The organism is Actinophytocola gossypii, from assembly GCF_025165815.1.
GTDB classification, from domain to species: Bacteria; Actinomycetota; Actinomycetes; order Mycobacteriales; family Pseudonocardiaceae; genus Actinophytocola; species Actinophytocola gossypii.
In genome coordinates, this window is record NZ_JAFFZE010000009.1 from 260,472 (window position 1) to 285,273 (window position 24,802).

Here is a 24,802-nt window from a genome sequence, read left to right on the forward strand (position 1 = left end):
CTCGCTGAGTTCACCAGTCGCCGGCGGGTTCGCCTGGTTTGTGGGTGCCGAAGGTCCACTCGTAGCCCTCGGGGTCGCGGACGCGGCAGCGGTAGTTGCCCCACTCGGTCCCTTCCGGCTTCCACACGGGGGTCGCGTCGGCGGCGAGGGCGCGTTCCCAGGCCGCGTCCACGTCGGACTCGGCCGCCACGGCCAGGTACATGCCCTGGCCGACGGCCTCGTCCCGTGGTGCCGGGCGGTCGTAGCCGGCGCCGTCGTCGGAGAAGACGATGATCGCGACGTCGTCGAGGCGGGCTTCGGCGTGGGCCACCGTGCCATTGTCGGCGTCGTAGCGCATGGTGGTCTCGAAACCGAACGCTCGCGCCAGCCAGTCGAGGGCGGTCGGTGCGTCGCGGTAGCTCAGGTAGGCGTGCAAGGTCGTCATGGCGACAGCCTGGCAGGGCTTGCGGTCATTATCTGTCCGCAAGTGCACTCGACTGGTAGAAGTACACGTAGGCATCGGTGCATGAGAGAACGAGGTGGCACATGGCACAAGAGGTTCGGGGCGTCATCGCCAGGGCGAAGGGCGCGCCGGTCGAGATCGAGACGATCGTGGTTCCCGACCCCGGGCCCGGCGAGGCAGTGGTGCGCGTCCAGGCCTGTGGGGTCTGCCACACCGACCTGCACTACCGCGAGGGCGGGATCAACGACGAATTTCCCTTCCTCCTCGGGCACGAGGCCGCGGGCGTCGTGGAGTCGGTCGGCGACGGGGTCACCGATCTCGAGCCGGGGGACTACGTCATCCTCAACTGGCGCGCGGTCTGCGGCACCTGCCGCGCCTGCCTGCGCGGCCGCCCCTGGTACTGCTTCTCGACCTTCAACGCGTCGCAGCCGATGACCCTCACCGACGGCACCGCGCTGACCCCGGCGCTCGGGATCGGGGCGTTCGCCGAGAAGACGCTCGTCCACAGCGGACAGTGCACGAAGGTCGACCCGGACGCGGCGCCGGAGGCCGCCGGGCTGCTCGGCTGCGGGATCATGGCCGGCATCGGTGCCGCGGTGAACACCGGGAACGTCACCCGCGGTGACAGCGTCGCGGTCATCGGGTGCGGCGGTGTCGGGTGCGCCTCGATCGCCGGCGCGGCGATCGCCGGGGCCACGAAGATCATCGCCGTCGACCTGGACGAGCGGAAGCTGGAGTGGGCGAAGAAGTTCGGCGCCACGCACACGGTGAACGCGAAGGACGTCGACGTCGTCGAGGCGGTCAAGGAGCTGACCGGCGGGTTCGGCGCGGACGTCGTGATCGAGGCGGTCGGGCGGCCGGAGACCTGGAAGCAGGCCTTCTACGCCCGCGACCTCGCCGGCACCGTCGTGCTGGTCGGCGTGCCGACCCCGGACATGCGGCTCGAGATGCCGATGATCGACTTCTTCTCGCACGGCGGCTCGCTCAAGTCCAGCTGGTACGGCGACTGCCTGCCCTCCCGCGACTTCCCCTACCTCATCGACCTGTACCAGCAGGGCAGGCTCGACCTCGACGCCTTCGTCACCGAGAAGATCACCCCGACCCAGGTCGAGGACGCCTTCACCAAGATGCACCACGGCGACGTGCTGCGCTCGGTGGTGGTCTTCTGATGGCGGTCCGGGTGGAGAAGGTCGTCACCTCCGGAACCTTCAACCTCGACGGCGGCAGCTGGGAGGTCGACAACAACGTCTGGCTCCTCGGCGACGACGAACAGGTCCTGGTGATCGACGCCGCGCACGACGCCGACGCCATCGCCGCCGCGGTGGGGGAGCGTGACGTCCTCGCGATCGCCTGCACGCACGGGCACGACGACCACGTCAACGCCGCCCCGGCGCTGGCCGAGCTGGTCGACGCCCCCGTGCTGCTGCACCCGGCCGACGACGTGCTGTGGCGGCTCGCGCACGCCGAGGCCCGCCCGACCGGTGAACTCGCGGACAACGAGGTGCTGAACGTCGCCGGCACGCGGGTCCACGTGCTGCACACCCCGGGCCACGCGCCCGGCGCCGTGTGCCTGCACGTGCCCGACCTGGGTGTCGTGTTCACCGGGGACACGCTGTTCAACGGCGGTCCCGGCGCCACCGGTCGCTCGTACTCGGACTTCCCGACGATCGTCGACTCCATCCGGAACCGGCTGCTCACCCTGCCGCCGGACACGGTCGTGCACACCGGCCACGGCGACGACACCAGAATCGGCGATGAGCAACCTCACCTCGACGAATGGATAGCCCGCGGACACTAGGACTGGCCCCGGGGGCCACCCAGGTCGTAGGATTGTCGACAATCTACGAGGAGGGTTGTGCTGATGGCTGGGTTGTCCCCGATTCTCAAGCAGGCCACGCCGGTGCTCGCCGAACGCGGCGAGGGCGTGTACCTCTACGGCGAGGACGGGCGCCGGTATCTCGACTTCACCGCCGGGATCGGCGTGACCAGCACCGGGCACTGCCATCCTCGGGTCGTCGAGGCCGTGCGTGAGCAGGCCGGGAAGCTCATCCACGGCCAGTACACGACCGTGATGCACCGGCCGCTGCTGACGCTCTCGGAGCGGCTCGGCGAGGTGCTGCCGTCCGGGCTGGACGCGTTGTTCTACGTGAACTCCGGCAGCGAGGCGGTCGAGGCCGCCCTGCGGCTGTCCCGGCACGCCACCGGCCGGCCGAACGTCCTGGTGTTCCACGGGTCGTTCCACGGGCGGACCGTCGGCGCGGCGTCGATGACCACGTCGGCCACGAAGTTCCGCGCCGGGTTCGCGCCGCTGATGGGCGGGGTCGCGGTGGCGCCGTTCCCCACGGCCTACCGGTACGGCTGGAGCGAGCAGGAGGCGACCCGGTTCGCGCTGCGCGAGCTGGACTACGTGCTGGCGACGATGTCCTCCCCGGCCGAGACGGCGGCGTTCTTCGTGGAGCCGGTGCTCGGCGAGGGCGGCTACGTACCGGCGAACACGGAGTTCATGCAGGGCCTGCGCGAGCGCGCGGACCGGCACGGGATCCTGCTGGTGGTCGACGAGGTGCAGACCGGCTTCGGCCGGACCGGCCGGTTCTGGGGCCACGACCACTTCGACGTCCGCCCGGACGTCGTGATCACGGCGAAGGGCCTGGCCAGTGGGTTCCCGCTGTCGGCCATCGCCGCGTCGAAGGACCTGATGGCGAAGGCGTGGCCGGGTTCGCAGGGCGGCACCTACGGCGGCAACGCGGTCGCCTGCGCGGCCGCGCTGGCGACCCTGGACGTGGTCCAGTCCGAGGGCCTGGTGGACAACGCGGCCGCGATGGGCACCCGGCTGCGCGAGGGCTTGGCCAAGGTCGCCGCCGACGTCCCGGCGATCGGCGACGTGCGCGGGCTGGGCCTGATGCTGGGCAACGAGTTCGTCGACTCCGACGGCGCCCCGGACGCGGCCGCGGCGACGCGGGTGCAGCAGGCGGCGTCGGCGGCGGGCCTGCTCCTGCTGACCTGCGGCGCCGCCGGCAACGTGGTGCGGATGATCCCGCCGCTGGTCGTGAACGCCGAGCAGATCGACGAGGGCCTGGGGCTGTGGCGGGAGGCCGTGACCTCAGCGGTCTGAGAGCTGGTCCCGCACCCACAGCGACTGTTCCAGCTCGGCCTGGTGCACCGCAGGCCGAACCCGTGCCAACTCCTGCCGAATGGCGACGGCTTCGTTGATCGCCTCGAGCGCCTCGCCGTGCTGCCCGTGGTCCGCGAGCAGCACGGCGAGGTTGTTCAGGCTCCCGGCAAGGTAGTGCAGGAACGCGTCCGGCCGCGCCCGCGCCAACTCGCGGTAGATCCCGACGGCTTCCCGCATCGCCGGCACGCCGTCCGCCGCGCCCACGACCAGGGCCCGGTTGTTCAGACTCTCGGCGAGGCCGGGCCGGAAGGCGTCGGGTTGGGCTCGTGCCAGTTCGCGCCGAATGGCGACGGCTTCGTTGATCGCGTCCAGCGCCTCCGTCAGCCGTCCCACGCTGACCAGCCAGGTGGCGAGGTTGTTCAGGGCCATGGCGAGCACGGGGCGGAACGCGTCCGGCTGACCGGATGCCGACTCGCGGTAGATGCCGATGGCTTCGGTGACCGCGGCCAGCGCTTCCGCCGGTCGCCCCCGGTCTCCCAGCCGGTTGGCCAGGTTGGTGAGGCTGTCCGCGAGATCGGTTCGGAAGGCGTCGGGCTCGGCCTGTGCCAGGTCGCGGCGGATGCCGACGGCTTCGGTGATCGTGTGCAGGGCTTCCTCCTGCCGTCCCAGCTCCACCAGGCGCAGGGAAAGGTTGTTCAGGTTCTGGGCGAGGTGGGCGCGGAAGATGCCGGGACGAGCGCGCGTCAGCTCGCGGTAGGTGTCGGTGGACTCCGTGATGGCGGCCAGCGCCTGTTCGCGGCGACCCACGTCGGCCAACCGACCGGAAAGGACGGCCAGGCTCAGTGCGAGACCGGGTCGGTAGGTGTCCGGCTGGGCTCGCGTCAGCTCGCGGTAGATGTCGGTGGCCTCGGTGATCTCGGCGAGAGCCCGTTCGTGCTGACCCACGTCACCCAGCCGGTTGGCGAAGTTGACCAGTCTCAGCGCGAGAGCGGGACGGAAGGTGTCCGGCCGCTCCCGTGCCAGATCGCGCTGGATGGCGACGGCCTCCGCGATCGCCGCGGTCGCCTCCTCCCGCTGCCCCAGGGCTCCCAGGCGTTCGGCGAGGTGGTGCAGGCTCAGCGCGAGGCTGGGGTGGAAGGTGTCCGGTCGCTCCTGTGCCAGGTCGCGCTGGATGGCGACGGCTTCGACAACGGGCGCCAGCGCCTCCGCACGTCGTCCCGATTCCGCCAGGCTGTTGGCGAGCGAGGTGAGGGCCGACGAAAGGTGGGGGCGGTAGGCGTCCGGCAGGGAGCGGGCCAGCTCGCGGTAGATGTCGGTGGCTTCGGTGATCGCGCGCAGCGCGTCCTTCCGTTGTCCCAGCTCGCCCAGCCGTTCGGCGCGGTTCTTCAGGCTCAGCGCGAGGTAGGGGCGGAAGGCGTCAGGCCGCAGCTGCACCGCGTGACGGTAGATGTCGGTGGCCTCGGTGATCGCGGCCAACGCCTGTTCTCGCCGCCCGACGTGCGTGAAGGCGTCGGCGAGGTTGTGGATGCTCAGGGCCAGGTCGGGGAGGTGGGCGTCGGGGTGGGCGCCTGCCAGCTCCCGTCGGATCGCGACGGCTTCGCTGATCGCCGCCAGCGCGTCCTCCCACCGTCCCGCCGCCACCAGATAGGTGGAGCGGTTGTGGACGCTCCTGGCGAGGTCGGCGAGGTGAGCGTCCGATCCGGTCCGCGCCAGGTCACGCCGAAGGGCGACGGCTTCGGTGATCGCCGCCAGCGCCTCCTCCCACCGCCCCAGCGCCCCCACCCGCACGGCGAAGTCGTTCAGGCTGCCGGCGAGGTCGGGCCCGGCGAGGCGGCGGTGCTCGACGACCAGACGTCGGGTGAGGCGCGCGGCCACCTCGGCCAGGGCATGGCTGTACGGGGGTAGGTGCTCGTTCAGCCGGGCCAGGTCGGCGACCTCGGTGTCCGGGTCGTCGATGACGCGTTGCAGGCCGGCCAACAGAGGACCGGGCGCCTCCACCCGGGTCGCGACCTCGATGGCGGCGACGGCCAGCCCGCCGGCAGACAGTGCGGACAGCCCGTCGTCGAGGGAGCCGGCGAACGCGCGGTGCGCGGCGGCGCGGGCGTACACCGTGAGCAGCTGTGTGGCCTGGGTGTGGGTGGCGCCGGGGACCAGCGCGGGGACCAGATCGGGGTTCCGCTGGACCTGGCGGCCGACGAACCGTTCCGCCAACCGATCCGGTTGTAACGCGCCCCACGGCGGGTACAGGCCCGCGATCCACTCGCGGACCGCGGCGCGACGGTCCCGGGTCTGGTCCGCCAGCCGGGGCACCCGCGCCAGCAGGGCGTCGGCCTCCTCGCGGGTCTCGGCGCCGAGCAGGACGGCCGCGGCCAGGGCGTCGGTCAGCGCCTCCATGCTGAGCGCGGACAGCACCCCCTGCGCCGCCCTCGTCCAGTACCGCCGCTCGTGGCGCAGCACCCGGTCCTCCACGGCGAAGTCGCGGCCGGTCAGCGGGTGCGCCGCGTCGAGCAGGTCGGCGAGCGCGGTCATGTGCAGGGTCAGCGCGGTCTGGTCGTCCAGCACCGGATCGGGCAGGTTCGCGGCCAGCTCTGCCCACGGGTGTTCGGCCAGGTCCGGGACGTGGGGCAGGGCGGCGGCGAACGCGTCGACGGCCGCGCGGTACGCCTGCCGGCGGCCGTTCGGCTCTGGTTCCAGCTCGCCGAGGGCGTGCTCGATGGTGCCGTCGAGCAGCGCTTCCACCGTGGCGTCCTCGGACGTCAGCGCCGTCCACCACGAACCGGTGGTCCTGGCCAGCATCAGCACCTTGACCGGGGTGGCGCCGCCGTGGCGGGCCAGGGCGTGCAGTACCCGGACCACCTGCTCGGTGTGCGTCTCGGCGTAGTCGACCACGACCAGCGTCGGCACGGCCGCGTCGGCCAGGGCGTCCACCTCGGCGGCGTGCTGGCCGAGCCACAGGACCGCCCAGCCCTCGTCGGTGAGGGCCTGCGCGCAGTGCACCGCGAGACGTGTCTTGCCCTGGCCGCCCGGTCCGTGCAGCAGCCACGCGCCGAACCCCGGCCGGTCCGCCCAGGCTCGCAGCCGGGCCATGACCTCGGCGCGCCCGCGGAACGGCACCACCTGCCGGGACGCCACCAGCAGGGCCGCCGGTGACGGGACGCCGCCGGGGACGTGGGGCTCGGCCAGGTCCTGCCACTCGATCGGCGCCAGCGTCATCCGCCGCCCGGTGTGCTCGGCCAGCACCTCGCGGAACCGCCGGTCGTGGTGCAGCACGTAGACCGGAACCGCCTCCAGCGCCGCGTGCCCGCGCCGCGCCGGGTCGATCGTGACCACGCCGGCCAGCAGGTCGCCGCAGAACACCGGGGCGCCGGAGAGTCCGGCCCACGGCGACGTGCCTTCCGGCGGGAGCCCGGTCAGGTTCAGCACGTAGCGGTCGCCCACGTACCGGTCACCCAGGTTGATCGTCCCGCTGGCGTGCGCGGTGTCCGCGGGCTGTCCCTCCCGGCGCATGAAGTCCGGGTAACCCCAGGTCTCGCACGGGATGCCCGGGCGGTGGGTCACCGTGCGGCCCCAGCGCACCCCCGACCCCGTCGGCGGCCGCCAGCGCGGGTCCTCGACCAGCACCAGCGCGGCGTCGTCCCGGCCGCCGGGCGTGCCGCGCCAGACCACCGTGGCCCGGTACCGGTCGGCGCCGCCCAGTGGTCGTACGTGGGTCTCGCCGCCTTCGGCACCGACGACGTGGGCCGACGTCAGGACCAGGCACCGGTCGAGGACGTAGCCGGACCCGGAGCCGTGGACCCGCACCACCCGGCGACCGTCCACAGCGGACCTCAGCGCCCGATGTGCCCGGACAGGTCGCCCGAATCCTCGCCGTCCGGGTCGGCGGAGACCAGCAGGTCGCCGCCACCCGCGCGCCGCGGCGTCAGCGTGACCTTCACCCGGTGCGTCCTTGCCCGGGCCGCGCCCGCCTCGACGTCACCGGAGACCACCCAGGCCTTGAAGCCGGCCTTCGCCTTGGTGTCCGCCCTGAGCTCGAGGGCGAACTCCAGCTCCACCGGCCCGACCACGAACTCGATGTCAGCTCCGGCGGCCCGGGCGGCGGCCGTCAGCAGCTCGTCCCGGACCGCCGACACCGCGTCCGCCAGCTCGATCTCCATGTCCACCCCAGCAGTAGCCGCCACTGCCGGACAACCCTAGTCGACCCTCCGGTAGTGCTCGGTCAGTTCGGCCACCCGGTCCGCCGGCCAGCCGCAGCGGATCTCGCCCTGGGTGGCGGCGAAGAACAGCTCCAGCTGCACGTGCCACGCGGCCAGCGCCTCGGCCCGCAGGTGCGCCAGCCGGGCGGGCACGGTCTGGGTCAACTCCACCCGCACGCCCAGCTCCTCGTCGGTGGCGAACCGCCAGGTGACGGTGCCGGCGGGCTCGTTGTCGTGCAGCCACTCGTAGGTCAGCTCGTCCGGAGCATCCGTGTGCAGCAGGCGGCCGGCGGGGACGTGGTCGTTCGTCGCCCGTACGGGTGGCTTGTCGCTGAGCTGGGTGTCCTCGGTGAGCAGGGACCAGACGTCGGCGAGTGGTTTCCACACCAGGTCGCGGACGAAGTGCAGCTCGGAGCCGTCCTGCGTCTCGCGGACGGTGCCCTCGGCCAGGCCGAACTCCTCGATGTAGGCCTCGGTACGGGACAGCGTGTCGTCGGGCGGGGTCGCCGGTACGCCGTCGAGGCGGGCCGCCAGGAACGCCAGGCAGGTGTCCCAGCCGGTGGCGGTCCGGCCGGCGCCCAGCAGGCCCCGCCCGCCGCCGCCGATCGTCTGGGTGAAGACCAGCAGGCAGCCGTCACCCGCGGGGATCAGCTCGAAACGCAGGACGTCGAGGTTCCAGCGGAACATGTAGACCTTCGGCGGGTCGACCTCCAGCACCTCGCCGTCCCACGTCCCGTCGACCACGGCCTCGCCGGGGAACGTGAACCGCATCGGGGCGCCGGGTCGCGCCTCGGCCTCGACCTCGGCGGGGAACCAGTGCGCCAGCTCCGCCGGGTCGCTGATCGCGCGCCACACCTTCGCGGGGGAGTGGCGGAGGCGGCGTTCGAAACGCAGTACCGGCCGGCCGTCGATGGTCCGCAGGGTCGCGCGCTCAGTCATCCGGCTCCTCCATCGTCTCCAGGTGCCGCTCCAGTGCGTCCAAACTGGACGTCCACATGCGACGATATGGTGCGAGCCAGTCGTCCAGCTCCACCAACGGTTCCAGGCGCAGCCGGTACCACCGGCGCTGCGCGTCCTGCCGGACCTCGACCAGGCCGGCGCCGCGCAGGACCTTCAGGTGTTTGGACACCGTCGGCTGCGTCAGCGCCAGCCGGTCGACCAGCTCGCCGACCGGGCGTTCGCCGTCGCGCAGGAGATCGAGGATCTCCCGGCGGCGCGGCTCGGCCAGCACCTCGAATGCAGATGCCATGCCAGCAATATAGCTGACGAGGCATGTAGGCGCTAGGCGAGCACGCGCAGGAGGCGGGCGACCTCGTCGGCGACCGCGTCGCGACCGGCACCCAGGTACTTGCGGGTGTCCACGACCTGCGGGTTCTCCGCGAGGAACGCCCGCGCGGCCGCGGTGAACGCCTTGTTCAGCTGGGTCGCGATGTTGATCTTCGTCATGCCGGCGGCGACGGCGCGGCGCAGGTCGTCGTCGGGCACCCCGGAGGAGCCGTGCAGCACCAGCGGCACCGGGACCGCCTCGTGCAGCCGGCCGATCAGCTCCAGGTCGACCGCGGCGTCGCGGGTGAGCATGGCGTGCGAGGTGCCGACCGCGACGGCGAGCGCGGCCACCCCGGTCGCCTCCACATAGGCCTTCGCCTCGTCCGGGTCGGTGCGCACGCCCGGCGCGTGCACGCCGTCCTTGCCGCCGACCTCACCCAGCTCGGCCTCGACCCACACCCCGCGCTCGCGGCAGTGCGCCACCACCGCCGCGGTGGCCGCCACGTTGTCCTCGTAGGACATCGTGGACGCGTCGTACATCACCGAGCCGAAGCCGAGCCGGACCGCCTCGTGCACCAGGTCGACGTCGGTGGCGTGGTCGAGGTGCACCGCGACCGGCGCGCTCGACGCCCGCGCGACCGCCAACGTCGCCAGCCCCAACGGTTCCAGCGCGCCGTGGTACCGCACCGCGTTCTCGCTGATCTGCAGCACGACCGGCGCGCCGGCCGCCTCCGCGCCGGCGACCAGGGCCTCGGCGTGCTCGAGCTGGATCACGTTGAACGCGCCGACGCCGCGCCCGGCCTTGGCCGCGGGGTCGACGAGGTCAGCGGTCGGCGTCAGCATGGGAGCTCCTCCACCTCGATGTCCGGCGCGAGCCGCCGGTAGATGTCCAGGTCGACGTCGCCGGCGAGCGGGCACGCGACCGCGGCCGCGGACAGCGCCACGGCGTCGGCGAGCAGTTCTGGCCAGCCGGCACCCGCCGCGATCCCGGCGGCCAGCGCGGCGACACACGCGTCACCGGCGCCGGTCGGGTTGCCGCGCATCGGCTCCGGCCGCGCCCGCCACACCCCGTCGGCGGTGACGGCGAGCAGCCCGTCCTCGCCGAACGAGGCGAGGACGGCGCCCACTCCGCGCGCCCGCAGCCACTCGGCACCCGCGCGCGGGTCGTCGTGTCCGGTGACCGCCGCCAGTTCCTCGGCGTTCGGCTTGACCAGCCGGGGGCCGGCGGGGACGCCGTCCAGCAGCGCCTGGCCGGAGGTGTCCAGGATGACCGGGGTCGTGGTCGTGCGGATCAGCTGGGCGTAGGCGTCGGAGGGCAGGCCGGGCGGCAGGCTGCCGGACAGCACCACCACGTCGGCCCGCTCGGCCAGCTGGTGGAAGTCGCCGACCAGGCGCGACCAGTCCGAGATGGACACCCGGGGCCCCGGCTCGTTGAGCACCGTCGCGTCACCGTCGGCCACCACCGTGACTGTCCTGCGCACCGGGGCGTCGAGGGCCACCAGCGACTCCGGAATGCCGGCCGCGGCGAGGTCCGCCTGGATCTCGGTGCCACCCGCGAACCCGGTGACCAGCGCGTTGTGGCCGAGCGCGCGCAGCACCCTGGCGACGTTGACGCCCTTGCCGCCGGCCCGGACGGCGACCTCCGACACCCGGTGCGACTCGCCGGGGACCAGCGCCGGCACGTGGTAGGTGACGTCGAGCGCCGCGTTGAGGGTCACGGTCAGGATCACGACGCCGCCCGCCAGGCCATGATGCCGGCGCCGATGCAGCCGGCGTTGTCCCCCAGTGCGGCCCGCACCAGCGTCGGCATCCGCTGGAACGCCATCCGCTCCGCCAGCGACTCGCGCAGCGGTTCGAGCAGCGTGTCGCCGGACTCGGCGAGGCCGCCGCCGATCGCCACCACCTCGGGGGCCAGCAGGGTGACCGCCGTGGTCAGCGCCGTCGCCAGGCCGTCGATGGCCCGCGACCACACCGCGACGGCGTCCGGGTCACCGGCCTCGACCGCGGCGGCGACCTCCGCGGCCCGGGTGACCGGCCGGCCGGTGCGGGCGGCGTAGTTGCGGGCGATGAACGCCGCCGACGCGACGGTCTCCAGGCAGCCGCGCGTCCCGCAGCCGCACACCGCCCCCAGCGGATCGACCACCACGTGCCCCAGCTCGCCGGCGTAGCCGTCCGCGTCGAGGCGATGGCCGTCGACCAGCACGGCCGCCGCGATCCCGGTGCCGATCGGCACGAACATGGCGTTCGGCTTGCCGGTCGCCGCGCCGACGGTGAACTCGGCCAGGCCACCCGTGCGCACGTCGTGGCCGAGCGCGACCGGCATGCCGGCGGCCTCGGAGAGTTGGTCACGCAGCGGCAGGTCCCGCCAGCCGAGGTTGACCGCGGCCCGCGCGATGCCGTGCCGCTCGTCGACGATCCCGGGCGCGGCGACGCCGACCCCGACGACTCTGGCGTCGCCGGCCGCGGCGCGCAGCTCGTCGATCAACTCGACGATCTGTCCCACGTCGACGCTGCCGTCCACCCGCCGGGTGGCGGCGCGATGCGTGTGCACGACACGCAGGTCCTCGGCCACGAGCGCGGCCTTGATCGAGGTGCCGCCGACGTCGATCGCCGCGACGAGCCGGTGCATGTCCCGTCCTCCGCAGGTCAGTGGGGGCTACATTGCACCACGTGGACCGCTACCAACGGCTGAGCACCCTGCTCGACCTGCTCGGGCAGCGCGGCCGGGTGGACGTCGACGACCTGGCCACCGAGCTGGACGTGTCCGCCGCGACGATCCGCCGCGACCTCGACCACCTGGCCGACCAGCAGCTGCTCACCCGGACCCGGGGCGGCGCGGTGGCCAACAGCGTCGCCTACGACCTGCCGCTGCGGTACAAGACGGCGCGGCACGCGTCGGAGAAGGAGCGGATCGGCCGAGGGGCGGCGGCGTCGGTGGCGCGGGGGAGCGTGATCGGCCTCAACGGCGGGACGACGACCACGGAGATCGCGCGGGCGCTGGTGGTCCGTCCGGACCTGGCGACCCCGGCCGACGAGCCGGCAGTGACGCTGGTCACCAACGCGCTGAACATCGCCGGGGAGTTGGCCGTGCGGCCACACGTCAAGCTCGTGCTGACCGGGGGAGTGGCCCGGCCGCAGTCGTTCGAGCTGACCGGCCCACTGGCCACGCGGGTGCTGACGGAGATCACGATGGACGTGGTGTTCCTCGGGGTGGACGCGGTCGACCCGGCGCAGGGGGCGTACGCACACCACGAGGGCGAGGCGAGCATCAACCGGCTGATGGCGGAGCGAGCCCGCCGGATCGTGGTGGCGGCGGACAGCTCGAAGCTGGGGCGGCACGCGTTCGCCAGGATCTGCCCGACGTCGTCGATCGACCTGCTGATCACCGACAGCGGGGCGCCGGCCGAACTGGTGGCCGCGTTCGAGGCCGAGGGCGTTCCGGTCGAGACGGTCTGACCGCAGTGCGGTTCCGGAGGTGGCGTTCCTCCGGAACGGGTGCGCGACTACTTCAGGGTGGCGAGCTGGATCAGGTTGCCGCAGGTGTCGTCGAACACGGCGGTGACCACGGGCCCCAGGTCGGTCGCGTCCTGGGTGAACTGGACGGCCAGCCCCTTGAGCCGCTCGACCTCGGCGTACACGTCGTCGACGGCGAATTGGGTGAACGGGATGCCGTCGGCGACCAGGGCCTGCTTGAACGGGCCCACCGCCGGGTGGCCGTCCGGCTCCAGCAGGAGCTCGACGCCGTCCGGTTCGGCGGGGGAGACCACGGTGAGCCAGCGCGCCGCGCCGGCGGGCTCGTCGGTCTTCTTGGTGAACCCCAGCTTCTCCGTGTAGAAGGCGAGCGCCTTGGCCTGGTCGTCGACGAAGACACTGGTGACGTTGATGCGGATCACGTGTTCGGTTCCTCTTGGTCGATGGGCCACCGACCGACGATCGAGCGCAGCGGGCTCGTGTCGATGTGGTGGAACTTGTACCGGCCCTGCCGCCGGGTGCGCACCAGGCCGGCCTGTTCGAGCACCGCGAGGTGCTGCGAGATGGCCTGGCGCGACGAGGCAAGACCGTGCTTCATGGCAAGTCGCCCGCAGATCTCGAACAACGTCTGACCGTCCCTGTCGGTCAGCTCGTCCAGGATGATGCGTCGAGTCGCGTCGCCGATCGCCTTGAACAGCTCGGGGTCCGCGTCCATGCCACAGTTATAGGCAAGTCGTCACTTGCCTGTCAAGGTCAGGGTCGGTGGCCGAGCATCCGCAGGACCAGGTCGGCGTACTGGTGGCCCAGCTCGGTCGGGGTCTGCCTGGCGGAGTCCTGGTACCAGCGGGAGACGTCGATGCCCAGGCCCAGCACCGCCCTGGCCGCCGTGCGCACGTCCGGCACCGCGAACGCGCCGGCCTCGACCCCCCGGGTGATCACGTCGCGGACCAGCTGCTCGGTGCGCCGCCGGAGGTCGGCCACCACCTCGTACTCGTCCGGGGGCAGCGCGCCGAGCTCGTGCTGCACCACGCGGGCCACGACGTGCCGGTTGGCGTGCCAGGCCACGAACATCTCCACGAACGAGCGCATCGTCGCCACCGGATCCGGGTCGGCGGCGACCACCCGTTCGACCATCGTCAGCATTCGTTGGTGGCCGCTGCGGCTGATCGCGAACAGCACCGCCGACTTCGCCGGGAAGTGCACGTACAGCGCCGCCGGGCTCATGCCGGCCGCCGTGGCGATGTCCCTGGTCGTGGTCGCGTGGTAGCCGCGCTCGGCGAACGACTCGACCGCGGCGGCCATCAGCCGCCGGGCCGCGTCGGGGCGGACGTCGGGCCAGAGGTCGTCCGCTTCGGCCGTGGTCACCGCGGAGCGGGCAGGTCGACCAGTGGGGCCAGCAGCCGCCGGTGCTGGCCGGGCGTGCCGAGCGCGATCTGGTCGGCCTTGGCGCGCTTGAGGTACAGGTGCGCCGGGTGCTCCCAGGTCATCCCGATGCCGCCGTGCAGCTGCACGCACTCCTCGGCCGCGTGCACGGCCACCGTGGAGCACAGCGAGTTCGCCAGCAGCGCCGCCACCCGCTCCTCCGGACCGCCGACCGCGTCGGCCGCGTTGCGGGCCGCGGCCCTGGCCAGGGCCAGCTCGCCGAACAGGTCGGCCAGCCGGTGCTTGAGCGCCTGGAACGAGCCCACCGGGCGGCCGAACTGGTGGCGGTCCTTGAGGTAGGCGACCGTGGTCGTCAGGCACCAGTCCGCGACCCCGACCTGCTCGGAGGCCAGCAGCGCCGCCGCCGTCCACAACGCACCGTCCAGTGCGGACTCGGGGTCGCCGGTGAGCCGGGTGGACGCGGCGCCGTCGAACGTGACGTCGGCGATCGGGCGGGTCAGGTCGAGCGACACCGCCGGGGTGACGGTGACCTGGGCCTGGTCCACGCGCACCGTGTGCAGGGTCGGGCCGTCCACGCCGACCGCCGGCACGACCAGCACGTCCGCCGCGGCCGCGTCGGCCACCGAGCGGACCCGACCGCGCAGCACGCCGTCCGTGTACTCCACAGTGGACGGGAACGCCGAACCGGGTGCGGTGGCGAGGGAGACGGCCAGCGCGCCGACCGTCCGGCCGGAACCGAGCGCGCCCAGCAGCTCCCCGTCGGCCGGCTCGCAGCCGAGCAGCGCGGTCGTGGCCAGCACGGCGCTGCCCAGGAACGGCACCGGGGCCACCGTGCGCCCCAGCTCCTCCAGCACCACCGCCACCTCGCGGGCGGACGCGCCCTGCCCGCCGAGGGACTCCGGCACGTGCAGCGAACCGGCGCCCAGCTCCGCGGTCAGCGTGCGCCACAGGTCCAGGTCGTGCGGCTTGTCGGTCTCGCACCGGGCCAGGATCGACGCCGGCTGGGCGCGGTCGGCCAGCAGGTCGGCGACGCTCGCCCGGAGCTGGTCCTCGACGTCGGAGTACAGCAGGTTCATCGGGGCAGGTCCTTCCACGGCACCTTCGTGTCCACCCTGGCCTCGGCGGGCAGGCCGAGTACCCGCTCGGCGATGATGTTGCGCAGCACCTCGGACGTGCCGCCCTCGATCGAGTTGCCCTTCGCGCGCAGGTACCGGTAGCCGGCCTCCCGGCCGAGGAAGTCGACCAGGTCCGGGCGTCGCATCGTCCAGTCGTCGTAGCGCAGGCCGTCCTCGCCGAGCATCTCCAGCTCCAGGCCGGTCAGCTCCTGGTTCAGCCGGGCGAACGCCAGCTTCATCGCCGAGCCCTCCGGCCCGGGGTGGCCGACCGCGAGCTGCTGGCGCAGCCGGACCCCGGCCAGCCGCAAGGCCTCCGACTGGACCCACAGGTCGACCAGCCGGTCGTGCAGCTCGGGTGTGCGGACCTCCGGGCGGTCCCGCCACGCCCGCGCGACCGGGCCGATCATGCCGCCCTCGCGGGGAACCGGGCGCCCGCCGATCGCGACGCGCTCGTTCATCAGCGTGGTCTGCGCGACCCGCCAGCCGTCGCCGACCTCGCCGAGCCGGTCGGTGTCCGGAATCCTGGTGTCGGTCATGAAGACCTCGTTGAACTCCGCCTCGCCGGTGATCTGGCGCAGCGGCCGTACCTCGACGCCCGGCGCGGTCATGTCCAGCACGAAGTAGGACATGCCGGCGTGCTTGGGGACGTCGGGATCGGTGCGGGTCAACAGGATCGCCCAGCGCGCGGAGTGCGCGCTCGAGGTCCACACCTTCTGGCCGGTCACCAGCCAGTCGTCGCCGTCGCGGACCGCCCTGGTGCCGACGGCGGCGAGGTCGGAGCCGGCGCCCGGCTCGGAGAACAGCTGGCACCACACCTCCTCGCCGGTCCACAGTGGACGCAGGAAGCGGTGCTTCTGCTCGTCGGTGCCGAAGGCCAGGATCGTCGGCGCGGCCATGCCGAGCCCGATGCCGATCCGCCGGGGGTCGTTGTCCGGCGCGCCGGCGGCCGCCAGCTCCTGGTCGACGACGTTCTGCAGCTCCCGTTCGGCGCCGAGGCCGCCGAGCCCTTCCGGGAAGTGCACCCAGGCGAGGCCGGCGTCGAACCTGGCCCGCAGGAACTCCAGGCGGTCCGTGGTGGCCGGGTCGTTCCGGTCGAGGAACTCGCGTGTCCGCTCGCGCAGCGTCTCGGCGTTCACGGGACGTAGAGCACGATCGTCTCGGCGACGCAGGCCGGCTTGTCGCCGCCCTGCACCTCGATGGTCCAGCGCAGGGTCGCCTGCTTGCCGCGTGGCTTGTCGGCCACCGCGAGCAGTTCGGCGCCGACCCGGATCTTCGAGCCGACCGGCAGAAGGGCCGGGAACCGGACCTTCTCCAGGCCGTAGTTGATGCCCATGGTGACGTTGTCGACCGAGTAGACCTGCTTGCCCAGCAGGGGGATCAGCGAGAGCGTGAGGTAGCCGTGGGCGATCGTGCCGCCGAACGGGCCGTCCTTGGCGCGCTCGGTGTCCACGTGGATCCACTGGTGGTCGCCGGTGGCGTCGGCGAACCGGTCGACCCGGTCCTGGGTGACCTCGAGCCAGTCGCTGTGGCCGAGGTGCTCGCCAGCGGCGGCGGTCAGCTCGTCGAGATCGGCGAAGGTGCGCATGGTGTCCTCAGTCCTGCGGCCCGCCGGCCACGTAGATCACCTGGCCGGACACGAACCCGGACTCCTCGCCGGCCAGGAACGACACGGTGGCCGCGATGTCCTCCGGCTGGCCGACCCGGCGCACCGGGATGGCCGCCGCGGCGCTGTTCTTGAAGTCCTCGAAGCCCACCTTGAGCCGCTCGGCGGTGGCCGCGGTCATCTCGGTCTCGATGAAGCCCGGCGCGATCGCGTTGACCGTGACGCCGAACTTGCCCAGCTCGATCGCGAGGGTCTTGGTGAAGCCCTGCATGCCGGCCTTGGCCGCGGAGTAGTTCGCCTGCCCCCGGTTGCCGAGCGCGGAGGTGCTGGACAGGTTGACGATGCGGCCCCAGCCCTGCTCGGTCTGGTGCTTCTGCACCTCGCGGCTCATCAGGAACGCGCCACGCAGGTGCACGCCGAGGACCGCGTCCCAGTCGTCCTCGGTCATCTTGAACAGCAGGTTGTCCCGGGTGATGCCGGCGTTGTTGACCAGCACGGTCGGCGGGCCCAACTCGGCGGCGACCCGCGCGACCGCGGCCTCGACCTGGGCCGCGTCGGCGACGTCCGCGCCGACCGCGACCGCCGAGCCACCCTTGGCGGTGATCGCCTCGACGGTGGCGGCGCAGCTGTCCTCGGTGAGGTCGAGCACCCCGACCCCGAAGCCGTCCTGCGCGAGTCGCTTGGCGACCGCGGCACCGATGCCGCGGGCGGCACCGGTCACGATCGCGACACGGGAGTGGGCCACTGGTTCTGTCCTCCACGCTGTGGTCGCTGGGTGTGAAGTTACTAAGCAAGCGCTTAGTAAGGTAGCTCGCCCCGATGGGCGGTGTCCAGGCCCGCGGCGGCGCCGACGCGTCAGTTGGTGTCGGTCGCCACACAGCCTTCGGGTGTTCGCCGGTAAGGCGTTTGCCTATAGTGATTAGGCAGATGGGTATCGACGTTAGGTAGATGAAAGGCGGACCGTGGCACGCGCCGGGCTCAACGCGGAACGGCTGACCCGAGCCGGGGCGGACCTCGCCGACGAACTCGGCTTCGACCAGGTGACGCTCTCGGCGCTCGCCAGTCGCTTCGAGGTCAGGGTCGCCAGTCTGTACTCGCACGTGCGCGGCTCAGCGGACCTCAGGGCCAGGATCGCCCTGTTCGCACTGGCCGAACTCGCCGACCGGGCCGCCGACGCCCTCGCGGGCCGGTCCGGCAAGGACGCCCTGGCCGCACTGGCGAACGTCTACCGCGACTACGCCAGGACGCACCCCGGCCGCTACGCCGCGACCCAGCTCAGGCTCGACCCGGAGACGGCAGCGGCCAGCGCCGGGCCCCGGCACGCCCAGCTGACGCGCGCGATCCTGCGCGGCTACGACCTGACCGGCACGGACCAGACGCACGCGGTCCGCTTGCTGGGCAGCGTCTTCCACGGCTACGTCAGCCTCGAACTGGGCGGCGGCTTCGACCACAGCGCCCCCGACACCGAGGAGACCTGGTCCCGGATCCTCGACGCCCTCGACTCCCTCCTACGGAACTGGCCGGACTGAGCACATGAACGACTGGATCACCACTCCCATCACCGACGACCTGCTGCGCGGCGCCGCCGAGTTGGAGCGCACCGAGCACGGCCTGCTGCCGCACCGGCTCCCGGCCTGGGCCCGCGCCCAGTGCGCGGACGGGCAGCTCGCCATGGTCGAGGCGCAACCCGCCGGCGTCCGGCTGGTGTTCCGCACCAGGGCCACCGTCGTCGAACTGGACGTCCTGCCGACCAAACGCGGCTTCGCCGGCATGCCGCCCCGGCCCGACGGCCGGTACGACCTGCTGGTCGACGGTCAGCCGGCCGGGCAGGGCAGTGTGGCCGGCGGCAACATGCTGACCATCGATCCCCGCTCCGGCACCGCGACCATGGAGCCGGGACCGCCCGGCACCCTCGGCTTCACCGGCCTGCCCGACCGGGTGAAGGACGTCGAGCTCTGGTTGCCGCACAACGAGATGATCGAGCTGGTCGCGCTGCGCACCGACGCCCCCGTCGAGCCGGTGCCGGACCGGGGCGGCCGGGTGTGGCTGCACCACGGCAGCTCGATCAGCCATGGCTCCAATGCCACGAGCCCGACCGCGACCTGGCCGGCGGTCGCCGCCGCGCTCGGCGGGGTGGAGCTGGTCAACCTGGGGATGGGCGGGAGCGCCATGCTCGACCCGTTCACCGCGCGCACCATGCGCGACACCCCCGCCGACCTGGTGAGCGTCAAGCTCGGCATCAACCTGGTCAACGGCGACATCATGCGCCTGCGGGCGTTCACCCCGGCCGTCCACGGCTTCCTCGACACCATCCGTGACGGCCACCCGGACACGCCGCTGCTGGTCGTCTCGCCCATCCTGTGCCCGATGCACGAGGACACCCCCGGGCCCGCCGGGCTGGACCTCGACGAGCTGAGCGCCGGCCGGGTGCGGTACCAGGCCACCGGTGACCCGGCGGACCGCACCGCCGGAAAACTGACGCTCACCGTGATCCGGGACGAGTTGGCCCGGCTGGTGGCGCAGCGGGCCGCCGACGACCCGAACCTGTACTACCTGGACGGCCGCGACCTCTACGGCGAGGCCGACTTCGCCGAGCTGCCACTGCCCGACGCCCTGCATCCGGACACGGCCACCCACCGCCGCATCGGCGAGCGCTTCAGCAAGGCGGTGTTCGCCGCGGGCGGTCCGTTCGCGGCGTCCCGCTGATCAGAACTCGAAGCCGCCGGGTTTCGCGTTGCGGTCGGCGACCAGGCCGGCGAGGGTCGCGATCGCGATCTCCGGCGGAGTGCGGGAGCCGATGTTGAGACCGATCGGGCGGTGGACGCGGGCGATCGCCGTCTCGTCGACGCCGAGGTCGCGGAGGGCGGCGACGTGCGGGCCGGGATGACGCGGGTTGCCCATGATGCCGATCCAGCGGACGTTCATGGCCAGCGCGTCCCGCAGGACCGGGCCCAGCTCGGGGCGGTGGTGGTCGGTCAGCACGATGTCGGTGTGGCCGTCCAGGTCGTCCGGGAGGCGGGGCAGGACCGTCGTCTCGGCGTCCTCGTCGTTGGCGACGCGGCCGCGCTCCGGCTCGACCAGGACCGTGCGGTAGCCGAGGTCGCGGCCGTAGCGGATCAGGTAGTGCGCGACCGGCGACGCGAACACGGCGACCAGCGTGCGCGGCTCGGTGGGATCTGGCGATGCGCCGTGGGCGACGGCGCAGCCGGCGTCGGTCTCCATGAGCCTAGGGTGACACGCGTGACACCCCTCCCGTACAACGAGGTGACGCTGGATCGCGCGGGTGCGCGGCGAGCCGACGAGGCGTGGGTCGCGTCCGCGCGGACGCGTTCGCGGGTACTGGCCTTCTGGCGCGACGGCTGCCTGACCGCCGACGGGCGCCCGGTGTCGTTCGACGGCGATCCGGCGGTGTTCCTCGGGCTCGACGGGGACACCGCGGTGTTCGCCGCCGACCTGTCCGACCTGGCGGAGCCGGACGCGCTCGCGCTGGCCGGCGCGGACGCGGTGCGCGACGTGCGGCAGCTGTTCGGCGCGGTCGGCCCCGCCGAGGCGGCCGTGCTGGCCTATGCCAGGGGGATGCTGCACTGGCACCGCAACCAGCGGTTCTGCGGCGCGTGCGGGGACGCGACGGAACCGCGGCACGGCGGGCACCAGCTCGTGTGCCGCGGGTGCGAGAAGCCGCTGTTCCCGCGGATCGAGCCGGCCGTGATCATGCTGGTCACCTCGGCCGACGGGTCGCGGTGCCTGCTCGGCCGGCACCGAGGGGCGGCGCAGGACGCGTACTCGACGCTCGCCGGTTTCGTGGAGGTCGGCGAGAGCCTGGAGGACGCCGTGCGGCGCGAGCTGGCCGAGGAGGCCGGCGTGACCGTCACGTCGGTGCGGTACCAGGCGTCGCAGGCCTGGCCGTTCCCGTCGGGTCTGATGGTCGGCTTCCGGGCCGTCGCGGCGTCATCCGCCGTGGCGGTGGACGAGGACGAGCTGATCGAGGCGTGCTGGTTCACCCGGTCGGCGGTGCGTGACCTGATCGGGCGACACCGTGCGGCCGGGCGGGAGCGGCGCGACTCGATCGAGTCGTACCTCGTGTCGACCTGGCTCGACGAGGAGTGATTCGCGTGCGCGATTTCGAGGATTTGGTGGCTGAGGCGTCGGCGGTCTCCGTTTCGGGTTGGGACTTCTCGTGGCTTGACGGCAGGGCGACCGAGGAGCGGCCGTCCTGGGGGTACTCCGGGCTGCTGGCGGAGCGGCTGGCCCGTGCGCGGGTGGCGCTGGACGTCCAGACCGGCGGCGGCGAGCTGCTGGCCGGCGTGCCCCGGCTCGCACCGGTGACCGTGGCGACCGAGGGCTGGCCGCCCAACCTCGAACGGGCGAGGGCGGTGCTCGGCGCGCGCGGGGTCACCGTCGTGGCCGACCGGGACGAGCCGCCGCTTCCGTTCCGGGACGGCGTGTTCGACCTCGTGGTGAGCCGGCACCCGGTGCGGACCTGGTGGGGTGAGATCGCGCGGGTGCTGGCACCCGGTGGCACGTACCTGTCGCAGGAGGTGGGGCCGGCGAGTGTGTTCGAACTCGTCGAGTTCTTCCTCGGCCCGCAGCCGGACGAGGTGCGGAACGGCCGGCATCCCGACCGGACCCGGCGCGAGGCGGAGGCGGCCGGCCTGGAGATCGTGGACCTGCGCATGGAGCGCCTGCGGACCGAGTTCTACGACATCGGTGCGGTGGTGTACTTCCTGCGCAAGGTGATCTGGATGGTGCCGGGCTTCACCGTTGCCGAGTACCGCGCGACGCTGCGCCGGCTGCACGACCTGATCGAGGCCGAGGGCCGGTTCCTCGCGCACACAACCAGGATCCTGGTGGAGGCGCGCAAGCCGTCTACTGTGGACTCATAGACCTCGCCGCCCGGGTGACCGGGGTGAGGTTGGCTTCGGTCGAGTACGGGTCGTCGAGTGAGGTCTCCGCGTGGTCGGCTTCTCCTTCCGTTGGCGAGCGGCCGCAGCCGGGACACGAGCAGTGTTCGCTCATGTGTTCGATTGTACGGGGGTTTGCGGGGGGTGGCAACCGGGGGACACTGAGGGCTGGAGGTGACGCCATGCGCTTCCGGGATCGGATCGACGCCGGGCGTGCGCTGGCCGAGGTGCTGGAGCCGCTGCGTGCCGAGGCGCCGATCGTGCTCGGGCTGCCGCGCGGCGGGGTGCCGGTCGCCGCGGAGGTCGCGGCCGAGCTCGGCGCGCCGCTGGACATCGTGCTGGTGCGCAAGATCGGTGCGCCGGGTCGGGAGGAGCTCGCCGTCGGCGCGGTCGGCGAGGACGGCGTGACCGTGCGGAACGACGAGGTCCTGGCCGAGCTGGGGCTGACCTGGGCCGACGTGTCCGGTCAGGTCGAGCGGGAGCGGGCGGAGATCGTCCGGCGGGCGACGGAGCTGCGTCCGGGCGGGGAACGCCCCGACCTGCTTGACCGCACCGTGGTCCTGGTCGACGACGGAATCGCCACCGGCGCGTCGGTGGCCGCCGCGATCCGGGTGCTCCGGCGCCTCGGCGTCCGGCGCCTCGTGCTGGCGGTGCCGGTCGCCCCGGCGGACGCGCTGCCGAAGCTGCGCGCGCTCGCGGACGACGTCGTGTGCCCGGTGACCCCGGACCGGTTCATCGCGGTGGGGCAGTGGTACACCGACTTCGCGCAGGTCTCGGACCGGGAGGTGCGCAAGCTCCTCGCGGGCTGACGTCAGAGCTGGCCGGCGTCGGTGATCGTGACGGCGGCGGCGCCGATCTCGTCGGAGGCCTCCAGGTCGATGTCGGCGGTGAAGCCCCAGTCGTGGTCGCCGGCGGGGTCGGCGAAGATCTGGCGGACCTGCCAGCGGTCCGGTTGCTGGTCGATGATCAGGTACTTCGGGCCCCGCGCGTCCGGGCCGGTGTCGATCTCGTCGTGCAGGTCGAAGTACGGCTCAAGGGCGTCCTCCCACGCCTCGGCGTCCCAGCCGGACTCGGCGTCGAGCGCGCCCAGGTCGGCGTAGGCCCGGCGGGCGGCCAGCTGGACCCGGTGGAACAGCGCGTTGCGGACCAGGACCCGGAACGCCCGCGTGTTCGTGGTCACCGCGGGAACGGTGTCGTCGGGTTCGGTGAGCGGGTCGTCGGTGGGGTTGGTGAGCTTCTCCCACTCGTCCAGCAGGCTGGAGTCGACCTGGCGCACCAGCTCGCCGAGCCACTCGATCAGGTCGGCCAGCTCCTCGGTCTTCGCTTCGGCCGGGACCGTCTGGCGGAGTGCCTTGTACGTGTCGGCGAGGTAGCGCAGGACCATGCCCTCGCTGCGGGCCAGCTGGTAGAAGCCGACGTACTCGACGAACGTCATCGCCCGCTCGTACATGTCCCTGGCCACCGACTTGGGGGACAGGTGGTAGTCCGCCACCCACGGGTGTCCCTGGCGGTACGTCTCGTACGCGGCGTGCAGCAACTCCTCGAGGGGCTTGGGATGGGTGACGTCCTCGAGCAGCGCCATCCGGTCGTCGTACTCGATGCCCTCGGCCTTCATCGCCTGGACGGCCTCGCCGCGGGCCTTGAACTGCTGGGCGCTCAGGACCTGCCTCGGGTCCTCCAGAATGGACTCGATGACCGACAGGACGTCCAGCGGATAGCTGGGGTCGGTGCGGTCCAGCAGCTCGATCGCGGCCAGTGCCAACGGGGACAGCGGCTGGTTGAGGGCGAAGTCGAGTTGCAGATCCACGGTCAGGCGCACTCGGCGGCCCTGCTCGTCCGGTTCGTCGAGCTTCTCCACCACGCCCGCCGCCAGCAGCGCGCGGTAGATCGCGATCGCGCGGCGGATGTGGCGCCGCTGGGCCGGACGGTCCTCGTGGTTGTCCTCCAGGAGCTTGCGCATCGCGCTGAACGCGTCGCCCGGGCGGCCGATCACGTTCAGCAGCATGGCGTGGCTGACCTGGAAGCTGGACGTCAGCGGCTCCGGTTCGGCCTCCACCAGGCGCTGGAACGTCGGCTCGCCCCAGCCGATCGAGCCCTCCGGAGGCTTCTTGCGCACCACCTTGCGGCGCTTCTTCGGGTCGTCGCCGGCCTTCGCCAGGGCCTTCTCGTTCTCGATGACGTGTTCGGGGGCCTGCACGACGACGTTGCCGACCGTGTCGTAGCCGGCCCGCCCGGCCCGGCCGGCGATCTGGTGGAACTCCCGTGCCTTCAGCAGCCGCACCCGCTGACCGTCGTACTTGGACAGTGCGGTGAACACGACCGTCCTGATCGGCACGTTGATGCCGACCCCCAGCGTGTCCGTGCCGCACACGATCTTCATCAGGCCGGCCTGCGCCAACCGCTCCACCAGCCTGCGGTACTTCGGCAGCATGCCGGCGTGGTGCACGCCGATCCCGTGCCGCACCAGCCGGGACAGCGTTTTCCCGAAGCCCGCCGTGAACCGGAAGTTGCCGATCAGCTCGGCGATCCGGTCCTTCTCCGCGCGCGTGCACACGTTGATGCTCATCAGCGACTGCGCCCGCTCCAGCGCCGCCGCCTGGGTGAAGTGCACGACGTAGACCGGCGCCTGGTTCGTGCCGAGCAGCTCCTCGATCGTCTCGTGCAGCGGGGTCAGGCGGAACGAGTAGAACAGCGGGACCGGGCGCTGCGCGGAGGTGACCACCGCCGTGGACCGGCCGGTGCGCCGGGTCAGGTCCGCCTCGAACCGGCTGACGTCGCCCAGCGTGGCCGACATCAGCAGGAACTGCGCCTTCGGCAGCTCAAGCAGCGGCACCTGCCAGGCCCAGCCCCGGTCGGGCTCGGCGTAGAAGTGGAACTCGTCCATCACCACCTGGCCGACGTCCGCGTCGCCGCCCTCGCGCAGCGCGATGTTGGCCAGGATCTCGGCCGTGCAGCAGATGATCGGCGCCGCCGGGTTGACCGCGGAGTCCCCGGTCAGCATGCCGACGTTGACCGCGCCGAACACCTCGCAGAGCGCGAAGAACTTCTCCGACACCAGCGCCTTGATCGGCGCCGTGTAGAACGTCCGCTGCCCGTTCGCCAGCGCGACGAAGTGCGCGCCGGTGGCCACCATGCTCTTGCCGGACCCGGTCGGCGTGGACAGGATCACGTTCGACCCGGAGACGATCTCGATCATCGCCTCCTGCTGGGCCGGGTAGAGCGTCAGGCCCTGCTCCTCGGCCCACGTGCCGAACGCGTCGAACAGGGAATCCGGGTCGGGCTCGGCCGGCAGCGCCTCGATGAGTGTCATGGTGGC

The 24,802-nt window shown here is 72.6% G+C and carries 26 protein-coding genes; 9 read left to right on the forward strand and 17 right to left on the reverse strand.

The genetic code is table 11. The annotated features are described in order from the left end of the window. Positions 1–10 precede the first annotated feature (10 nt). On the reverse strand, positions 11–424 hold the full coding sequence (locus tag JT362_RS09525; RefSeq protein ID WP_260190716.1) for a VOC family protein: 414 nt from the start codon (positions 422–424) through the stop codon (positions 11–13). A gap of 101 nt (positions 425–525) precedes the next feature. On the opposite strand from JT362_RS09525, the gene JT362_RS09530 reads away from it, so the two are divergent. The 3 genes from JT362_RS09530 to JT362_RS09540 all read left to right on the forward strand — a co-directional run bounded on the left by JT362_RS09530 (position 526) and on the right by JT362_RS09540 (position 3,554). Next, positions 526–1,611 (forward strand): S-(hydroxymethyl)mycothiol dehydrogenase, encoded by a 1,086-nt coding sequence (locus JT362_RS09530; protein WP_260190717.1) that lies wholly within the window; start codon positions 526–528, stop codon positions 1,609–1,611. Then, positions 1,611–2,240 (forward strand): MBL fold metallo-hydrolase, encoded by a 630-nt coding sequence (locus JT362_RS09535; protein WP_260190718.1) that lies wholly within the window; start codon positions 1,611–1,613, stop codon positions 2,238–2,240. The genes JT362_RS09530 and JT362_RS09535 overlap by 1 nt, the downstream gene beginning before the upstream one ends. Positions 2,241–2,303: 63 nt before the next feature. Next, positions 2,304–3,554, forward strand: coding sequence for an aspartate aminotransferase family protein (locus JT362_RS09540; RefSeq protein WP_260190720.1), 1,251 nt, complete (start codon positions 2,304–2,306; stop codon positions 3,552–3,554). Here JT362_RS09540 and JT362_RS09545 read toward each other — a convergent pair. Genes JT362_RS09545 through JT362_RS09575 form a run of 7 tightly spaced genes read right to left on the reverse strand, consistent with a single transcriptional unit; the run spans position 3,543 to position 11,642 of the window. After that, entirely contained in the window at positions 3,543–7,358 is a 3,816-nt protein-coding gene (locus JT362_RS09545; RefSeq protein WP_260190722.1) for a tetratricopeptide repeat protein, read from the reverse strand. The genes JT362_RS09540 and JT362_RS09545 overlap by 12 nt on opposite strands. A 23-nt stretch (positions 7,359–7,381) precedes the next feature. Then, positions 7,382–7,708: a trypco2 family protein gene (locus JT362_RS09550; protein ID WP_260190724.1), complete on the reverse strand. Its 327-nt coding sequence runs from the start codon at positions 7,706–7,708 to the stop codon at positions 7,382–7,384. A 36-nt stretch (positions 7,709–7,744) separates the two neighbouring features. After that, positions 7,745–8,686 (reverse strand): SRPBCC family protein, encoded by a 942-nt coding sequence (locus JT362_RS09555; protein ID WP_260190725.1) that lies wholly within the window; start codon positions 8,684–8,686, stop codon positions 7,745–7,747. Beyond that, entirely contained in the window at positions 8,679–8,996 is a 318-nt protein-coding gene (locus JT362_RS09560; RefSeq protein WP_260190727.1) for an ArsR/SmtB family transcription factor, read from the reverse strand. Before JT362_RS09560 ends, JT362_RS09555 begins: the two co-directional genes overlap by 8 nt. Positions 8,997–9,028: 32 nt before the next feature. Next, entirely contained in the window at positions 9,029–9,856 is an 828-nt protein-coding gene (locus tag JT362_RS09565; RefSeq protein ID WP_260190728.1) for a class II fructose-bisphosphate aldolase, read from the reverse strand. Next, on the reverse strand, positions 9,850–10,743 hold the full coding sequence (locus JT362_RS09570; protein ID WP_260190729.1) for a 1-phosphofructokinase family hexose kinase: 894 nt from the start codon (positions 10,741–10,743) through the stop codon (positions 9,850–9,852). Before JT362_RS09570 ends, JT362_RS09565 begins: the two co-directional genes overlap by 7 nt. Beyond that, a complete protein-coding gene (locus JT362_RS09575) occupies positions 10,740–11,642 on the reverse strand; it encodes an ROK family protein (protein WP_260190730.1) in 903 nt (300 codons plus the stop codon). Before JT362_RS09575 ends, JT362_RS09570 begins: the two co-directional genes overlap by 4 nt. Positions 11,643–11,683: 41 nt before the next feature. On the opposite strand from JT362_RS09575, the gene JT362_RS09580 reads away from it, so the two are divergent. Continuing rightward, positions 11,684–12,469 carry a DeoR/GlpR family DNA-binding transcription regulator gene (locus JT362_RS09580; protein ID WP_260190731.1) on the forward strand — a complete coding sequence of 262 codons (786 nt, stop codon included), beginning with the start codon at positions 11,684–11,686 and terminating at the stop codon, positions 12,467–12,469. Positions 12,470–12,516: 47 nt separating this feature from the next. Here JT362_RS09580 and JT362_RS09585 read toward each other — a convergent pair whose 3' ends face one another. Genes JT362_RS09585 through fabG form a run of 7 tightly spaced genes read right to left on the reverse strand, consistent with a single transcriptional unit; the run spans position 12,517 to position 17,330 of the window. Next, positions 12,517–12,906, reverse strand: a complete 390-nt coding sequence (locus JT362_RS09585; protein ID WP_311202679.1) for a VOC family protein — start codon at positions 12,904–12,906, stop codon at positions 12,517–12,519. After that, positions 12,903–13,199 carry an ArsR/SmtB family transcription factor gene (locus JT362_RS09590; protein ID WP_260190732.1) on the reverse strand — a complete coding sequence of 99 codons (297 nt, stop codon included), beginning with the start codon at positions 13,197–13,199 and terminating at the stop codon, positions 12,903–12,905. Before JT362_RS09590 ends, JT362_RS09585 begins: the two co-directional genes overlap by 4 nt. Positions 13,200–13,237: 38 nt before the next feature. Beyond that, entirely contained in the window at positions 13,238–13,849 is a 612-nt protein-coding gene (locus JT362_RS09595) for a TetR/AcrR family transcriptional regulator (RefSeq protein ID WP_260190733.1), read from the reverse strand. Further along, positions 13,846–14,943, reverse strand: coding sequence for an acyl-CoA dehydrogenase family protein (locus JT362_RS09600; RefSeq protein WP_260190734.1), 1,098 nt, complete (start codon positions 14,941–14,943; stop codon positions 13,846–13,848). The genes JT362_RS09595 and JT362_RS09600 overlap by 4 nt, the downstream gene beginning before the upstream one ends. Beyond that, a complete protein-coding gene (locus JT362_RS09605) occupies positions 14,940–16,118 on the reverse strand; it encodes an acyl-CoA dehydrogenase family protein (RefSeq protein ID WP_260190735.1) in 1,179 nt (392 codons plus the stop codon). Before JT362_RS09605 ends, JT362_RS09600 begins: the two co-directional genes overlap by 4 nt. After that, positions 16,115–16,567, reverse strand: a complete 453-nt coding sequence (locus JT362_RS09610; protein WP_260190736.1) for a MaoC family dehydratase — start codon at positions 16,565–16,567, stop codon at positions 16,115–16,117. The genes JT362_RS09605 and JT362_RS09610 overlap by 4 nt, the downstream gene beginning before the upstream one ends. Before the next feature lie 7 nt (positions 16,568–16,574). Then, a complete protein-coding gene (gene fabG, locus JT362_RS09615) occupies positions 16,575–17,330 on the reverse strand; it encodes a 3-oxoacyl-ACP reductase FabG (RefSeq protein WP_260190737.1) in 756 nt (251 codons plus the stop codon). Positions 17,331–17,547: 217 nt separating this feature from the next. Between fabG and JT362_RS09620 the strand changes: the two genes are divergently transcribed. After that, the gene (locus JT362_RS09620; protein ID WP_260190738.1) at positions 17,548–18,114 is read left to right on the forward strand and encodes a TetR/AcrR family transcriptional regulator; all 567 of its coding nucleotides are present in this window, start codon (positions 17,548–17,550) and stop codon (positions 18,112–18,114) included. 4 nt (positions 18,115–18,118) lie between these two features. Next, positions 18,119–19,291: a GDSL-type esterase/lipase family protein gene (locus JT362_RS09625; protein ID WP_260190739.1), complete on the forward strand. Its 1,173-nt coding sequence runs from the start codon at positions 18,119–18,121 to the stop codon at positions 19,289–19,291. Here the strand turns inward: JT362_RS09625 and JT362_RS09630 are convergent, their stop codons facing one another. After that, entirely contained in the window at positions 19,292–19,807 is a 516-nt protein-coding gene (locus tag JT362_RS09630; RefSeq protein ID WP_260190740.1) for an XdhC family protein, read from the reverse strand. 18 nt (positions 19,808–19,825) lie between these two features. Here JT362_RS09630 and nudC point away from each other — a divergent pair, with 18 nt between their 5' ends. The 3 genes from nudC (at position 19,826) to JT362_RS09645 (ending at position 22,295) form a co-directional block, all read left to right on the forward strand. Further along, complete coding sequence (nudC, locus tag JT362_RS09635; RefSeq protein ID WP_260190741.1) at positions 19,826–20,692, forward strand: NAD(+) diphosphatase; 867 nt, start codon at positions 19,826–19,828, stop codon at positions 20,690–20,692. A 5-nt stretch (positions 20,693–20,697) separates the two neighbouring features. Beyond that, on the forward strand, positions 20,698–21,468 hold the full coding sequence (locus tag JT362_RS09640) for a class I SAM-dependent methyltransferase (RefSeq protein WP_260190742.1): 771 nt from the start codon (positions 20,698–20,700) through the stop codon (positions 21,466–21,468). A 200-nt stretch (positions 21,469–21,668) separates the two neighbouring features. Next, on the forward strand, positions 21,669–22,295 hold the full coding sequence (locus JT362_RS09645; protein ID WP_260190743.1) for a phosphoribosyltransferase: 627 nt from the start codon (positions 21,669–21,671) through the stop codon (positions 22,293–22,295). Between the two features lie 2 nt (positions 22,296–22,297). Here JT362_RS09645 and JT362_RS09650 read toward each other — a convergent pair whose 3' ends face one another. Beyond that, positions 22,298–24,796 carry a DEAD/DEAH box helicase gene (locus JT362_RS09650; RefSeq protein ID WP_260190744.1) on the reverse strand — a complete coding sequence of 833 codons (2,499 nt, stop codon included), beginning with the start codon at positions 24,794–24,796 and terminating at the stop codon, positions 22,298–22,300. Positions 24,797–24,802: the final 6 nt, after the last annotated feature.